At 66.2% G+C, this 14,678-nt stretch carries 14 protein-coding genes; 5 read left to right on the forward strand and 9 right to left on the reverse strand.

Going from position 1 to position 14,678, the window contains the following annotated elements; genetic code table 11:
• Nucleotides 1–69: 69 nt before the first annotated feature.
• The 9 genes from ACCQ05_RS09280 to ACCQ05_RS09320 form a co-directional block, all read right to left on the reverse strand.
• Entirely contained in the window at nt 70–1,071 is a 1,002-nt protein-coding gene (locus tag ACCQ05_RS09280; RefSeq protein ID WP_372393585.1) for a magnesium and cobalt transport protein CorA, read from the reverse strand.
• A 14-nt stretch (nt 1,072–1,085) separates the two neighbouring features.
• Nucleotides 1,086–2,369 (reverse strand): lipoprotein N-acyltransferase Lnb domain-containing protein, encoded by a 1,284-nt coding sequence (locus tag ACCQ05_RS09285; protein ID WP_372393586.1) that lies wholly within the window; start codon nt 2,367–2,369, stop codon nt 1,086–1,088.
• Entirely contained in the window at nt 2,366–3,244 is an 879-nt protein-coding gene (locus ACCQ05_RS09290) for a CorC family transporter (RefSeq protein WP_104540322.1), read from the reverse strand. Before ACCQ05_RS09290 ends, ACCQ05_RS09285 begins: the two co-directional genes overlap by 4 nt.
• Nucleotides 3,245–3,337: 93 nt before the next feature.
• Nucleotides 3,338–3,856 (reverse strand): hypothetical protein, encoded by a 519-nt coding sequence (locus ACCQ05_RS09295; RefSeq protein WP_104540321.1) that lies wholly within the window; start codon nt 3,854–3,856, stop codon nt 3,338–3,340.
• A complete protein-coding gene (gene ybeY / locus ACCQ05_RS09300; protein ID WP_064510617.1) occupies nt 3,856–4,341 on the reverse strand; it encodes an rRNA maturation RNase YbeY in 486 nt (161 codons plus the stop codon). Before ybeY ends, ACCQ05_RS09295 begins: the two co-directional genes overlap by 1 nt.
• A gap of 54 nt (nt 4,342–4,395) precedes the next feature.
• Entirely contained in the window at nt 4,396–5,058 is a 663-nt protein-coding gene (locus ACCQ05_RS09305; protein ID WP_324250857.1) for a hypothetical protein, read from the reverse strand.
• 399 nt (nt 5,059–5,457) lie between these two features.
• A complete protein-coding gene (locus ACCQ05_RS09310; protein WP_228964500.1) occupies nt 5,458–6,444 on the reverse strand; it encodes a PhoH family protein in 987 nt (328 codons plus the stop codon).
• A 664-nt stretch (nt 6,445–7,108) separates the two neighbouring features.
• The gene (gene miaB / locus ACCQ05_RS09315; RefSeq protein ID WP_372393587.1) at nt 7,109–8,563 is read right to left on the reverse strand and encodes a tRNA (N6-isopentenyl adenosine(37)-C2)-methylthiotransferase MiaB; all 1,455 of its coding nucleotides are present in this window, start codon (nt 8,561–8,563) and stop codon (nt 7,109–7,111) included.
• A 40-nt stretch (nt 8,564–8,603) separates the two neighbouring features.
• The gene (locus tag ACCQ05_RS09320; protein ID WP_372393588.1) at nt 8,604–9,245 is read right to left on the reverse strand and encodes a glutathione S-transferase family protein; all 642 of its coding nucleotides are present in this window, start codon (nt 9,243–9,245) and stop codon (nt 8,604–8,606) included.
• 106 nt (nt 9,246–9,351) lie between these two features.
• On the opposite strand from ACCQ05_RS09320, the gene ACCQ05_RS09325 reads away from it, so the two are divergent.
• From ACCQ05_RS09325 to ACCQ05_RS09345, 5 genes are all read left to right on the forward strand, one after another.
• Nucleotides 9,352–10,317, forward strand: a complete 966-nt coding sequence (locus ACCQ05_RS09325) for a helix-turn-helix transcriptional regulator (protein WP_228964503.1) — start codon at nt 9,352–9,354, stop codon at nt 10,315–10,317.
• 49 nt (nt 10,318–10,366) lie between these two features.
• On the forward strand, nt 10,367–11,347 hold the full coding sequence (locus ACCQ05_RS09330; RefSeq protein ID WP_372393589.1) for a lytic transglycosylase domain-containing protein: 981 nt from the start codon (nt 10,367–10,369) through the stop codon (nt 11,345–11,347).
• 368 nt (nt 11,348–11,715) lie between these two features.
• A complete protein-coding gene (gene petA / locus ACCQ05_RS09335) occupies nt 11,716–12,360 on the forward strand; it encodes a ubiquinol-cytochrome c reductase iron-sulfur subunit (protein ID WP_372393590.1) in 645 nt (214 codons plus the stop codon).
• The gene (locus ACCQ05_RS09340; RefSeq protein WP_372393591.1) at nt 12,360–13,619 is read left to right on the forward strand and encodes a cytochrome b; all 1,260 of its coding nucleotides are present in this window, start codon (nt 12,360–12,362) and stop codon (nt 13,617–13,619) included. Before petA ends, ACCQ05_RS09340 begins: the two co-directional genes overlap by 1 nt.
• A complete protein-coding gene (locus ACCQ05_RS09345; protein WP_372393592.1) occupies nt 13,612–14,370 on the forward strand; it encodes a cytochrome c1 in 759 nt (252 codons plus the stop codon). The genes ACCQ05_RS09340 and ACCQ05_RS09345 overlap by 8 nt, the downstream gene beginning before the upstream one ends.
• Nucleotides 14,371–14,678 lie beyond the last annotated feature (308 nt).

A 14,678-nucleotide genomic window follows, 5' to 3' on the forward strand; every position in this document is an offset into this window, starting at 1 on the left:
AGCAAGCAGCAAGCCCGCTCTAGCGAATCCCCAATCCCGACTCCCCAATCCCAAGCCGCTACGCGGCCCTCAAAGCCACCGCGCCCGCTTGAACAGGCGATACAGGATCAGGCAGGAGGCGACGATGCCGCCGACCAGCAGGGGGTAGGCGTAGGGCTTGTCGAGTTCTGGCATGTGGGTGAAGTTCATGCCGTACCAGCTGGTGATCAGGGTGGGCGCGGCCAGCAGGGCGGCCCAGGCGCCCAGGCGCTTGACCATCTCGCCCTGTGCCATCGTCACCATCGACAGGTTGACGCTGAGCGCGGTGCCCAACATTTCGCGCAAGGTGTCGATGGCGTCGTTGATGCGCACCGCATGATCGAGCACGTCGCGCAGGTAGATGCCTACTTCGTCATGGATCAGCGAACCGGGGTTGCGCTTGAGGTGAGAGAGCACGTCCTGCAACGGCGCTACCACCAGCCGCATCTTGTTGAGTTCGCGCTTGAGCTCGTACAGGCGCACCACGGTTTCGCGCTTGTAGTCGTCGGCGAAGATGTCCTTTTCCAGGCGCTCCAGCGTGTCGCGGAATTCGTCCATGATCGGCAGGTAGTTGTCGACCACGAAATCCAGCACGCCATACAGGCAGAACGAGGCGCCCATGCGCAGCATGGCCGGTTCGCGTTCGACCCGCTGCCGCACCGGCGCGTACGACAGCGATGCGCCGTGGCGCACGGTCAACAAAAATCGCTGGCCCAGGAACGCATGCGTTTCGCCATAGCGGATACGCTCGTTGACCAGCTGCGCGGTATTGACCACCACGAACAGCGAGTTGCCATAACTCTCGGCCTTGGGGCGCTGGTGCGCCTTGAGTGCGTCTTCGATCGCCAGGTCGTGCAGGCCGAACTCGTCGCGCAGCTTGTGCAGCACCGATTCCTGCGGTTCGTACAGCCCCACCCAGACGAAGCCGTCGGGAAGCTGCAAGACATCGCTGATCTGCTCCAGGCTGATGTCGTGGCGTTTGCCGTCGCCATCGTAATAGGCACAGGTGATGACGCAGGAGGGATTGTCTGGATGGCGGCCGTGGGTGGTCATGGGCGCATCTTCAGTCAGCGTCGAGAGGGCAGTGCGTCGCGCGGCCGCAGGGCGATCGCGAGCGCGGCGTGGATCGGCAACAGCAGCATCACCCATTGCAGGTTGTCCTGGGCCTGGAACGAGAGCCAGTGGATCACCAGTGCCAGCAGCGCCCCGGCTGCCACCAGCCAGGACAATACGTTGAACCAGCGGCCCGGCTGATGGCCGAACTGCAGCCGGATGCCACCGAACCACAGCAATACGCACAGCGGATTGACCAGCAGCAGATTGCGATTGGCCCAGGCCGATTGGTGCGCGGTGAAGCCCCATAGATACACCAGCAGGCCGCCGCCGATGGCGCACAGCAGCCAGAACGGCAGCGCCAGCCCGGCCAGCAGGCGTTGCCGGCGACGCAGCGCCAGCACGCCGGCGGCCACCAGCACGCCGGCCAGCAACCACGGCCACCAATGCCGCTGCTGTTCGGCAGGCTCGGGCGCGATGCGGTGCGGCAGCAGCACCTGGGTGGATTGCACCAACGGCCGGCCGGCGCTGTTGTGCACCTGGGTCAGGCTGTCGGCCAGCCGCATCGGCACGAAGGCTTCTTCCCAGCGCGACAGCGGGCGGTCGGCGTATGGACCCAGGCCCAGGTCGAAGCCCAGCCACATCCACGGGGCGGGGGAGGCCAGGCGCACCGCTTCGCTGCGGTAGGTATTGCCGCGCGAGCGGCCGGCCAGTTGCGATTTCAGCGTGCCGCCCATGGCGCGATCGAGCGCATCGCGCACCATGGTGGCGCAGTTGGCTTCGAAATAATCGTAGTGATAGCGCGCGTTTTCCGGCCGGCTGCGCACTGCCAGCCCATCGGCAAGCGCGCGCGCCTGCTCGGGTGGCAGATCCAGCCACTGCACGCTGACGCCACGGCCGACATTGCGGTACTGCGACAGGTCTTCTTCCAGCGGCAGCGCCACCAGGTAATACATCATCTCGCCACGCGCGAAGCGCGGCACGAAGTCCGGCTCGCTCGGGTCGAAGAAGCCGAAGTTGTAGGAGGTGGCCTGCCCGCTGAGCGGATCGACCACCACGATGGCGTCATGCCCGAAGCGCTCGAAGAACACTTCGCCGGGCTGCATGGTCACCACGCCGACGCGCGGTGCCGGTGCGCCGGCCGGAGCGGAGCCCTGGTTCGCGTCGCCCTGGATAGCCTGGGCCAGCGCGAGCGGCGCTGCCAGCAGCGTCAATACGAACAGCGCCCAACAGGCGAACCACCGCCGGGCGCCAGCGCGCTGCGGCGCCGTGCAAGCACTGCGGACGGGCTGGTTCAAGCGTCGTCCTGCGGGTCGGGCGGCAGGATGGTGACGTGGAACGCATGCACGCGCCGCGCGTCGGCCTTGGCCACGCGGAACGCGAAGCGCCCCAATGTCAGCTCTTCGCCGGTTTCCGGCAGATGCCCGATCGCATCCGTGACCAGGCCACCGACGGTGTCGTACTCGTCGTCGGGGAACTCGGCGCCGAAGCGCTCGTTGAAGTCCTCGATCGGCGTCAGCGCATCGACCACGTAGCGGCCATCGGCCTGGATGGCGATCAGTGAATTCTCTTCCTCGGCGTCGTCGTGCTCGTCGTCGATTTCGCCGACGATCTGCTCCAGCACGTCCTCGATGGTGACCAGCCCGGCCACGCCGCCGTATTCGTCCACCACGATCGCCATGTGGTTGCGCGACAGGCGGAATTCCTTGAGCAGCACGTTGAGCTTCTTGGACTCGGGGATCAGCACCGCCGGGCGCAGCAGCTCGCGCACGTTGCCGGGCCCGTTGTCGGCGACCACGCCGCGCAACAGGTCCTTGGCCAGCAGGATGCCGAGCACTTCGTCCTTGTTCTCGCCGTGCACCGGGAAGCGCGAATGGCCGGATTCGACCACCTGCTTCATCAAGTCGATGAAGCGCGCCTCCACCGGCAGCGAGACCATCTGCGAGCGCGAAATCATCACATCGCCCACGGTGAGCTCGGCGACGGAGATCGCGCCTTCCATCATGCGCAAGGTGTCTGCGGCGATGAGACCGTCCTGTTCGGCGGTCCGCAGCAAGGCGACCAGTTCGTCGCGGGTATGGGGTTCGCCGGAGAAGGCCGCGCTCAGGCGTTCGAGCCAGCTGCGGCGTTTTTCGGGGGGGTCTGAGCTGTAGCTACTGTCGTCTTCGGACATCGTGACGGGGAACGGCACCCGGCAAACCAGGCGTGAGGCGGCAGTCTAGCAGGAAGCCGGCAACGCGCTGTGGATGCGGTGCCGGCGCCGGCCTCAGGGCAGGTCCAGGCTGTAGCCGCAGCCCACCACGGTCTTGCCGGGATGCGATTTGACGTTGGTCACGCTGAGCACCACCGATTCGATCATCGCCTCGCCGGTCTTGGGGTTGGTGGTGTCTTCGCTGACCAGCTCGCGGCCGTACATGACCTTGTCGGCGTTATCCACGCCCAGTTCCAGGTCCAGTTGCTTGGCCAGCGGGCGCGGATCGGGCAGGTCCAGGATCGCCATGATGCTGGCGCCGGAAAAGGCAATGTGGTTGGTGCTGTGGCCGAACACGCTGATCGGCGTGTTGAGGGTGTATTCGGTCATGAACAGGTTGGACTGGTCCAGCGGCGTCCAGCCCAGCGCCACCGCCTTGAGCGGGTCGGCCAGTACCGGCGCCAATGCGTTGAAGTCGCCGATGCGCTGGCGGCATTCGATCAACGCCGGCAGGTCGGGCCGCAGCGGCGCGCCTTGCGCCAGTGCCGCTGCCGGACTCAGCAGCAGGCAGCTCATTGCGATCAGCGCGCGCATCAGCGCTCCCCCGCGTAGGGGTCTTCGATGCCCAGGTCGGCCAGGATCTCGCGTTCCAGCTGCTCCATCGCATCGGCCTCCTTGTCGTCTTCGTGGTCCCAGCCCAGCAGATGCAGGGTGCCGTGCACGGTCAGGTGCGCATAGTGCGCGGCCAGCGACTTGCCCTGTTCGGCCGCCTCGCGCGCCACCACCGGCGCGCAGATCACCAGGTCGCCCAGCAGCGGCATCTTGATGCCCTTGGGCAGGCCCTCCGGCAGCTCGGCCGGGAAGCTCAACACGTTGGTGGCGTAGTCCTTGCCGCGGTAGTGGTGGTTGAGCGAGCAGCCTTCCTTCTCGTCGACCACGCGCACCGCCAGATCGGCCTCGCGGATGCGTCCCTTCAGGGCAGCAGCCACCCACTTGCGAAAACTCACCGCCGACGGCAGGCCTGCGCGTGGCAACGCATAACTGACGGCGACGTCGAGGCGGACCGGACCTTTGGTCATGACGATACCAGCATTGAGCTCAGACAGGAGCCACAGTATCGCGCGTGTGTTGCCTCACTGCGACTTCCACTCGCTGGGGGCATAGGCGATTTCGATCACCTCGGCTGTCTTGACCAGTTCTTCGATGCCGGCCTGCTTGGTCGAGCCGTGGCAATTGAAGCCCAGATGCGTCTTGATTTGGCGCGCCATCTCCACGGCACTTTGATCGGGCGTCGCCTTGGTATCGAGATGGACGGTCAGGTCCGCGCACCCGCCAACATTGCTGACCTGGATGGCCGGTACGAGCGCGCGCGCAGCCTGGTCGGCGAGTGCGTCGAACGTGGTCTGCGCAATTGCTTGCTGCGCTGCCGATACCCGCACCTTGATGTAGTACAGCTGCTTGTAGAACAGGTAGCCGTTGGACAGCAGCGGCATGCCGGACGAGGACAGGTCCATGCTGAGCCGCAACTTTTCCCCAACGATGCGTTCGGCGTCCGCAATGGCCGCGATCACCTTGGCATCCACTGCATTGGCCGGAGTGTTTTTCGGAGCATCGTCGCTGGTCAATACGAACCTGCCCTGGTCCAGCTCGTCCAGCCGCGAATAGGTGCCTTGTGTGCGCGCCGCGTCGAGGTCCTTGCGAAAGGCGAGCATGCCGTGTTCGATGGCCTCGGCTTGAGCGCGTTGCCCGGCCGGATAAACGAACACGTCGATATTCAATTCCGGATGCCCAGCCATCGCGTAATGGAATCCGGCCCCCGAGACCTTGGCTGCCGGGTTGTAGGAGCTGCGGGCGAGCGTAAATGGACCAACGTTCCTCGGTGCGGCCAGGTAACTGGTCTCGATGTAAGCGCGCGAGGATGCCGCGGCTTCGTCCGGCGTGGCCGATAACGCAACCGGGGCAACACCCAGCATGCAGGCCAAGATCAACGCGCGACAACCGGCCATGAGCACCTCCTGTGCAGAACGAGGTTGCGAGTGTAGCGCCGTGGCGCTGCGGGTTGTGCGTCTGGCGCAGCGCAGCAGCAGGCCGGCCGGCGCGAAGGGCTGCGCGATGACCGCGCGCTACTGGCTTGCCCGGCATTGCACCGAGGCGTGCCGCGCCAGGGATCCCCGGTCACCTCCCGCCAGTCGGCATCACGCCGCAGGGTCGGCAGGCTTTTCGGCCAGATCGCGCTTCTCATAGGCGGTGACGATGCGTTGCACCAGCGGGTGGCGCACCACGTCGCGTGCTTCGAAGAAGGTGAAGCTGGCGCCTTCGACCTCGCGCAGCACCTCGATCGCATCGCGCAGGCCGGATTTGACGTGCTTGGGCAGGTCGATCTGGGTCAGGTCGCCGGTGACCACCGCGGTGGAGCCGAAACCCAGGCGGGTCAGGAACATCTTCATCTGTTCGATGGTGGTGTTCTGTGCTTCGTCCAGGATCACATAGGCGTCGTTGAGCGTGCGGCCGCGCATATAGGCCAGCGGCGCGATCTCGATGACGTTCTTCTCCAGCAGCTTGACCACCTTTTCCACGCCCAGCATTTCGTACAGCGCGTCGTAGAGCGGGCGCAGGTAGGGGTCCACCTTCTGGCTGAGGTCGCCGGGCAGGAAGCCGAGCTTCTCGCCGGCTTCCACGGCCGGACGCACCAGGATCAGGCGCTGCACGCGCGATTCGTTCAGCGCTTCCACCGCGCTGGCCACCGCCAGGAAGGTCTTGCCGGTGCCGGCCGGGCCGATGCCGAAGTTGATGTCGTGGGTGGCGATCGCGTGCAGGTACTTGGCCTGGTTGGCACCGCGGCCACGCACGGTGCCGCGCTTGACCTTGATCGCCACGTCCTGCGGCTGGTACGCGCGCTCCACCACATGCTCGACATTGGCATCGTTCAAGCGCAGGTGGATGGCGTGGTTGTCGAAGGTGACCGAGTCCGCCTCGTCGTACAGCGCGGTCAGCAACTCCTGGGCGGCGGCGATCGCCGGCTCCGGGCCAGTGACGCGGAAGATGTTGCCGCGGTTGGCGATCTCCACGCCGAGCTTGAGTTCGATCTGGCGCAGGTGCGCGTCGAACGGGCCGGCCAGGTTGGCCAGGCGCTCGGTGTCTTCGGGCTGCAGGGTGAAATCGCGATAGGCAGGTGCGTTCATGGTCGGATCGGACAGCGCGTGCGGCGTCGGTAGGGCGGCAGGCGAGGGTAGCGCGCAGGGCGTGATCCCACCAACAACCCGGCGACGTGGCGCACTGGCGGCAAGCAGCCGTCCTGCCGTGCGTCCGGGTTTTCCACAATCGCTGTGGAATCACGCCTCACTAACCTGTGGATAGAAGTTGCCAGCCTTACTGGCACAAGGTTTTGCAGCGAGGTGGCGAAAAAATCGCCAGTACGGGACGGGTTGTCCACACCCGATGTGGATCGAATCCGGCAAAGCCTGTGGGTAAGTGCCGCCACGCCTTCTGTCACAAGGTGCGACGGTTTACTGGTGAAATTTTCACCAGTACGAAATCGCTGCAGGCATCGGTGGCGCGTGCCGGCCGTGCAGGACGCCGCTGCATACGCCTGAAGGCGCATCAGGACCAGGGGACGACCCGGCAGCGATGCATACGCGCCGCGCGCGGAACGGCCCACGCACTTGCAGTGGCGCAAGCGCAAGCCAGCGGATGCGTGGCAAGCGTGTGCCATTGCGATCACATCGGCGGTGTGTTCCGGGCAGGCAGGCGCAGGCCCGCCGTCATGCGACCATCCGCTGCAAGCGATCGATGCCGCCTGCAGCCGATGCCGCGTTACGACATCGACCCGATACCGTCAGTGCCGCATCAACCTGCGTGATCGCCCAGCTGGATGCGACCGCGCAGCGAATTGCTCATCGCCTCGGTGATCAGCACATCGACGAACTGGCCGATCAGGCGGGGATTGCCGGGAAAGTTCACCGGCCGCATGTTCTCGCTCTTGCCGGTCAGCTCGTTCGGATCGCGCCGCGACGGGCCTTCCACCAGCACGCGCTGCACGCTGCCGACCATGGATTGCGAAATACTCGCCGCGTGCGCATTGATCTGCGCCTGCAAACGCGCCAGGCGCGCCTGCTTGACCGCCTCCGGGGTGTCGTCGTGCAGGTCCGAGGCCGGGGTGCCGGGGCGGCGCGAATACACGAACGAAAAACTCTGGTCGAAGCCCACGTCCTCGATCAGCTTCATGGTCTTTTCGAAGTCGGCCTCGGTCTCGCCGGGGAAGCCGACGATGAAGTCCGAACTGATCGAGATATCCGGGCGCACCGCACGCAGCTTGCGGATCTTGGACTTGAATTCCAGCGCGGTGTAGCCACGCTTCATCGCCGACAGGATGCGGTCGCTGCCAGCCTGCACCGGCAGGTGCAGGTAGTTGGCCAGCTGCGGCACGTCGCGGTAGGCGTCCACCAGCGAATCGGAAAATTCCAGCGGATGCGAGGTGGTGAAGCGGATGCGGCCCACGCCCTCGATCTGCGCGATGGTGCGGATCAACAGACCCAGATCGGCGTACTGCACCGCCTCGCCCGCATCGGCGCCATACGCGCCGCGGTAGGCGTTGACGTTCTGGCCCAGCAGGTTGATCTCGCGCACGCCTTGCGCCGCCAGCTGCGCCACTTCCACCAGCACGTCCTCGAACGGCCGGCTGACTTCCTCGCCACGGGTGTAGGGCACCACACAGAACGAGCAGTACTTGGAGCAGCCTTCCATGATCGACACGAATGCCGACGGGCCTTCGGCACGCGGCTCGGGCAGGCGGTCGAACTTCTCGATCTCCGGGAAGCTGATGTCCACCTGCGACTTGCCCGATTCGCGCCGGGCGCGGATCAGCTCCGGCAGCCGGTGCAGGGTCTGCGGGCCGAACACCAGGTCCACATAGGGCGCGCGCTTGACGATCGCTTCGCCTTCCTGCGAGGCCACGCACCCCCCCACGCCGATGATCACCGGCTTGCCGCCGGCCTTCAGCGCCTTCCAGCGCCCCAGCTGGCTGAACACCTTCTCCTGCGCCTTTTCGCGGATGGAGCAGGTATTGACCAGCACCACGTCGGCGTCTTCGGGATTGTCGGTCAGCTCCAGGCCTTCGGAGGCCGCGAGCACGTCGGCCATCTTGGCCGAGTCGTACTCGTTCATCTGGCAACCGTGGGTCTTGATGTACAGCTTGCCGCGCACCACGGCAGGCGCTGCCGGGCGGGCGACCGGCAGTGGCAGCAGGGCGGGCGTGTCCACGGCGGCGGCCGTGGACAGGTCGGAAACGGATGTCCCGGGCATGGCGCTTATTCCAGGCGGGTGGTGAACGAAGCCGCGCAGTTTACCCGCTTGTGCCGGCAGCGTCCGCACCGGCCGGGGCGTCGACCGCCTCGGCACGCGCCACCGCCGGGCGCGCGGCCATCCGGGCGATGTAGGCGCGGGTGGGCGCCGGCGGGTCGACCAGGCCGAATTCCGTCATCCAGGCCAGGGCGCCGCCCCAGAGCACGTCGGCCGCACTGCAGCGCGCTCCCAGCAGGTAATCGCCCTGCGCAAGCTGCGCGTGGACCACGGCCAGCACGGTGTCGGCGTCGGCATAGGGCGAGAGCGAGCGCGGTGGCGCCTGGCGCTTGAGCGCAAGGTCGATGATCGCCGGTTCGAAGGCCGAGCCGTAGAACGCCAGCCAGCGCAGGTACGCACCCCGGTCGGCATCGCCCGGCGCCGGCGACAGGCCGGCTTCCGGATACAGCTCGGCCAGGTACTGGTAGATGGCTCCCTGCTCGGTGACCACGCAACTGCCATGGACGATGGTGGGAATCTTGCCCATCGGATTGATCGCCAGGAACTCCGGTGTGCGCTGCTGCTCCTGTTCCAGGTCGATGCGCTGCAGGCTGTAGCTGGCGCCCAGTTCTTCCAGCAGCACCAGCACGCCGCGCGAACGTGAGCGGGGATTGTGGAATAGGGTGATGTGACGGTCGTCCGACATTGCGATCTCCTTGGGCTGCGGGTCTGGGGTAGTCGATCAGTGGTGGCTGATAGGAGGATGCTACAGAGCGCTTGCGGACAGTTTCTGTCCGCAATACCGTCTCGTCATGGCCTCGACCGCCGCCCGCCTGTTGCAACTGCTGTCCCTGCTGCAAGGTGGGCGGAGCTGGCCGGGTGCTGCCCTGGCCGAGCGTCTGGAGGTGCATCCGCGCAGCCTGCGCCGCGACATCGATCGCCTGCGCGCACTGGGCTACCCGGTGCATGCGGCGCCGGGCAGCGGGGGCGGCTACCGGCTGGGGCAGGGTGCGGCCGCCCTGCCGCTGCTGTTCGAGGAAGAAGAGGCGCTGACCGTGGCGATTGCCCTGCGCGCGGCGGCCCCGGCCATCCGTGGCATGGACGCAGCCGCCACCCGCGTGCTAGCCAAGCTCGACCCGCTGCTGCCGCGGCGCAGCGGCCAGCGGGCCAGTGCCGCGCACGCGGCCATGGCCAGCATGCCGCTGGCCGAGGCCGGTACCCTGGTGGACGCAGCGGTGCTGGCGCAACTGGCCGGTGCCTGCCGCGACCGCACCACGCTGCGGCTGCACTATCGGCGCCACTGCGGCGAGGCCATCGTCCGCTGCGTGGAGCCGGCGCTGCTGGTCAACTACGGGCGGCGCTGGTACCTACTGGCCTGGGACTGCGAACGCCAGGACTGGCGGACGCTGCGCGCGGACCGCATCGATCAGGCCCTGCCGACCGGGGCGCAGTTCGCCACGCGCGCGCTGCCGGACGCGCCACTGCAGCTGCTGCGCAAGGCCATCGGCGAGGCGCCGTTCCCCTGCCGGGTACGGGTTCGCCTGCCCGGGTCGCTGGACACGCTGGCCGCGCAGATCCCGCCGTGGCTGGGTGCACTGGAAGCCGACGGGGCGGGGCACTGCTGGCTGGGGCTGGGCGCCCCGAGCATGCCGACGCTGGTGGCTAACCTGCTGACGCTGGAGATTCCCTTCGAGGCGGTCGAGCCGCCCGAGATGCGCACGCCACTGCTGGCGGCCCTGGACAGCTTGCGGGCGCGACTGGACCGGCCGTCGGCCTGAGTGGCGCGGCCTCTTGGCAAGCCCCGGGCAAGCTGGGACACTCCGCCGCATGAAGGGGATGTCAAGAGCGCTGGGGCTGTTGCTTGTCACGTTGTCGGCTGCGCCGGCCAGCGCTGGCACGCTGTACAAGTGCGTCGGCGGCGACGGCATCACCAGCTATCTCAGCAAGCGCCAGAGCGGTGCCACCTGCAGCGTCATCAGCAGCTACACGCCCGATCGGTCGGCCCGGCGAGCGCGCGCTACGCCGGTGGGTCCGGCGCCTGCGCTGTCGTCGTCGGCGGCCCGTCCGGTCGCCAATATCGACAATGGCGCGCCTGCCACCATCATCAGCCAGCCGCGGCGCACGGCCGAGACCGCTGCGCCGTCGGTGCAGCGCGCCTTGCCGGCTACCGAGAGCGCCAATTCCATCGTGCCCACCGCCACGCCGGCGGCGGTCAACCCGCGCCGGGTGGTCAGCGGGCAGGTCTACTCATACATGAAGGACGGCGTGCGCCATTACACCAGCGCTCGCCCACGCCAGGTCGCCAGCATCGAGGGCTTGCGCACCATCCACTACAGTTTCATCGAGACCTGCTACGCCTGCGGTGCCAAGCCGGGCGTCAACTTCGGCGCGATCCGGCTCAATACCGCCGCCTACCAGCAGGAGATCGCTTCGGCGGCACGCGAGTTCGGCGTGGAAGAGGCGATCGTGCGTGCCATCATCCATGCCGAGTCCGCCTACAACCCGCTGGCGCTCAGCCGCGCCGGCGCGCAGGGGCTGATGCAGTTGATGCCGGGGACCGCGCGGCGCTTCGGGGTCAGCGATGCCTATGATGCATCGCAAAATATTCGCGGCGGCGTGCAATATCTGTCGTGGTTGCTGAAACGCTTCAATGGCGACCTGACCCTGGCCGCGGCCGGCTACAACGCCGGCGAAGGTGCGGTGGATCGCTACGGTGGCGTGCCGCCGTACAGCGAAACCCAGCGCTACGTGCAACGCGTCGGCCTGCTGGCCGGCCGCTATCGCGGACAGACCGCCACCGCCAACTGAGTCGCATGCGGGGCTGTGTGCCCGTTACGCGTCGCATGACCGGCCGTGATCATCAATCCGATGCAGCGATACGGCCCGGACGATCGCCGCTGCGGCATGCGCAGGCCGATCCAGCGCCCGTCATGTCCGCTATCGCAACGCGCCGCCGCTGCGCGCACTGCGTCACAGCCATGCAGGCAGGCCTCAGGCCGCGCATGCACGACGAACAACGGCCTTGCACAGCGGCCATTGCATCGCATGGCTCCGACTGCGTACATTGCATTGTCTGTGCATTAAGCGTTCCGCTACACTGCGGTCGATTCATCGCGGCTGGACCCCCCGCCAGCCGTTGGCAGCCTCACGCTACCTAATCAAGATCGGAGAGCCGGATGGCCAACGATGGGGTTAACGCACCTGCCGATACCGGGCGTCGTCGGTTTCTGACCGCGACAACGGCCGTGGTCGGTGCGGTCGGAGCAGGATTTGTTGCAGTTCCGTTCGTGAAGTCGTGGAATCCCAGTGCACGGGCCAAACTGGCCGGCGCACCGGTGACCGCCGACATCAGCGCCTTGCAGGAAGGACAGCGGCTGGTCCTGGAATGGCGCGGCCAGCCCATCTGGATCGTCAAGCGCTCCAAGGCGATGCTCGATGCATTGCCTACGCTGGACGATCGGCTCAAGGACCCCAAGTCCGAGAACAAGGATCAACAGCCCGACTACGTGCTGAAGAACCCCGAGTACCGCTCGATCAAGTCCGACATCTCGGTGCTGGTCGGGCTGTGCACGCATCTGGGTTGCTCGCCGGAAATGGTGGCCGAGATCCGGCCCGAACCCTACGACCCGCAGTGGAAGGGCGGCTATTTCTGCCCCTGCCACAAGTCGCGCTTCGACATGTCCGGCCGCGTCTTCGACGGCGTGCCCGCACCGATCAACCTGCTGGTGCCCCCACACCATTATGTCGACGACAACACCCTGGTGATCGGCGTCGATCCGGACGCTGCCGGCAAGTCGGCCAACAGCACGGGGGCTGCGTGATGAGCAATATCCTGGTCCGTACCGCCAACGGTGTGTCCGAGTGGGTCAACGAGCGCGCGCCCGGGCTGATGCCCATGTACCGCAAGCATGTCAGCGAGTACTACGCGCCGAAGAACTTCAACATCTGGTACTACTTCGGCTCGCTGGCCATCGTGGTGCTGGTAAACCAGATCGTCACCGGCATCTTCCTGACGATGCACTACAAGACCAGCGCCGCCGATGCATTCGCCTCGATCGAATACATCATGCGCGACGTGGAGTGGGGCTGGCTGATCCGCTACATGCACAGCACCGGCGCCTCGCTGTTCTTCATCGTGGTGTATCTGCACATGTTTCGCGGCCTGATGTACGGCAGCTACCAGAAACCGCGCGAGCTGGTGTGGATCCTGGGCATGCTGATCTACCTGGTGCTGATGGCCGAAGCCTTCATGGGCTACGTGCTGCCGTGGGGGCAGATGTCGTTCTGGGGCGCGAAGGTCATCATCTCGCTGTTCGGCGCCATTCCGGTGATCGGCAACGGGCTGACCGAGTGGATCATGGGCGACTACCTGCCCGGCGATGCGACGCTGAACCGCTTCTTCGCGCTGCATGTGATCGCCTTGCCGCTGGTGTTGTTGCTGCTGATCGTGCTGCACATCGGTGCGCTGCACGAGGTGGGTTCCAACAACCCCGATGGCGTGGACATCAAGAAGGGGCCCAAGGGCAATCGCTGGGATGCATACAAGCCGGCCGACGGCATTCCGTTCCATCCGTACTACACGGTGAAGGATCTGGTGGGTGTCGGCTTCCTGCTGGTGATCGCGGCCTTCATCATCTTCTTCGCGCCGGCCTTCGGTGGCCTGTTCCTGGAGCATGACAACTTCACCGAGGCCAACCGCCTGGTGACGCCGGAGCACATCAAGCCGGTGTGGTACTACACGCCGTACTACGCGATGTTGCGCGTGGTGCCGGACAAGCTCGGTGGCGTGCTGGTGATGTTCGCCGCCATCGCCATCCTGTTCCTGGTGCCGTGGCTGGATCGCGCCAAGGTGCGATCGGTGCGCTATCGCGGCTGGATCTCGAAGACGGCGCTGGGCGTGCTGGTGGTGTGCTTCGTGTGGCTGGGCGTGATCGGTTCCGGCCCCGGCACCGACGCGCACGAGACCTATGTGGGGCGGGTGCTGACCTTCCTGTATTTCGCCTTCTTCATCACCATGCCGGTGTGGACACGGCTGGACAAGACCAAGCCGGTACCGGAGCGGGTGATCACCCATGACTAATCCCAACGTGACGTCATGGAAGTCGCGCGTGGCTGCGCTGCTGTGTGGCCTGACCCTGGCCGCAGGGGCGATTGCGGCCGAGGGCGGGAAGGTGCAGCAGGCGGGCAACGACCTGGGCGACCGCGCATCGCTGCAACGCGGCGCGCAGTTGTTCATGAACTACTGCTCCGGCTGCCATTCGTTGAAATACCTGCGCTATTCGCGCATGGCCAGCGACCTGGGTCTGAGCGAAGCGGAGGTCATGACCAACCTCAACTTCACCGGCGCCAAGATCGGCGAGCACATCGAAGGCACCATGCCGCACGATGCGGCGACCAAGTGGTTCGGCAAGGCGCCGCCGGACCTGACCCTGATCGCACGTGTGCGCGGCACCGACTGGGTCTACACCTACCTCAAGTCGTTCTATCTGGATCAGACCCGCCCGCTGGGCTGGAACAACCAGCTGTTCCCGAACGCATCGATGCCCAACCCGCTGTGGGAGCTGCAAGGCCTGCAGCAGGCGCAGTTCGGCCCAGCCGACAAGGCGACTGGCGAAAAACCGGTGGAAGCGCTGAAGCTGGGGCAACCCGGGCGCCAGACAGCGGTGGAGTTCGACCAGACCGTGCGCGATATCGCCAACTTCCTCGAGTATGCCGGCGAACCGGCTGCGTTGAAGCGGCAAAGCATGGGCGTGTGGGTGGTCCTGTTCCTGGCCTTCCTCACCTTCATTGCCTACCTGCTGAAGAAGGAATACTGGAAGGACGTGCACTGATCGGGCCGTCAGACCCTGGAGCCTCTCTCCCTGCGGGAGAGGGGTGGGAGAACGGCACGCAAGGAGCACGGCACGTGCGAGCCAGCGCTCTCGGCGTGTGCGGTGGCCTGCCGCTCTACCGGCCTGGATCGCGTCGGGTGGCATCCCGCGTTGTGGATTCGAGACCGCTTGCAGTCCATGCCGACACTCGCGGCCCGTCGCCGCGGACATCGAGCCCGTCTGCACAAAGGCTGCCGCGCGTCAACATGTCAGGCGACGCCTTCCAGTGCTGACCGACCCGCGACATCCTCTGCTGCTCAAGTAGTAAT

Origin of the sequence: Xanthomonas sp. NCPPB 3582, assembly GCF_041475735.2 — a bacterium.
GTDB lineage: Bacteria > Pseudomonadota > Gammaproteobacteria > Xanthomonadales > Xanthomonadaceae > Xanthomonas > Xanthomonas codiaei.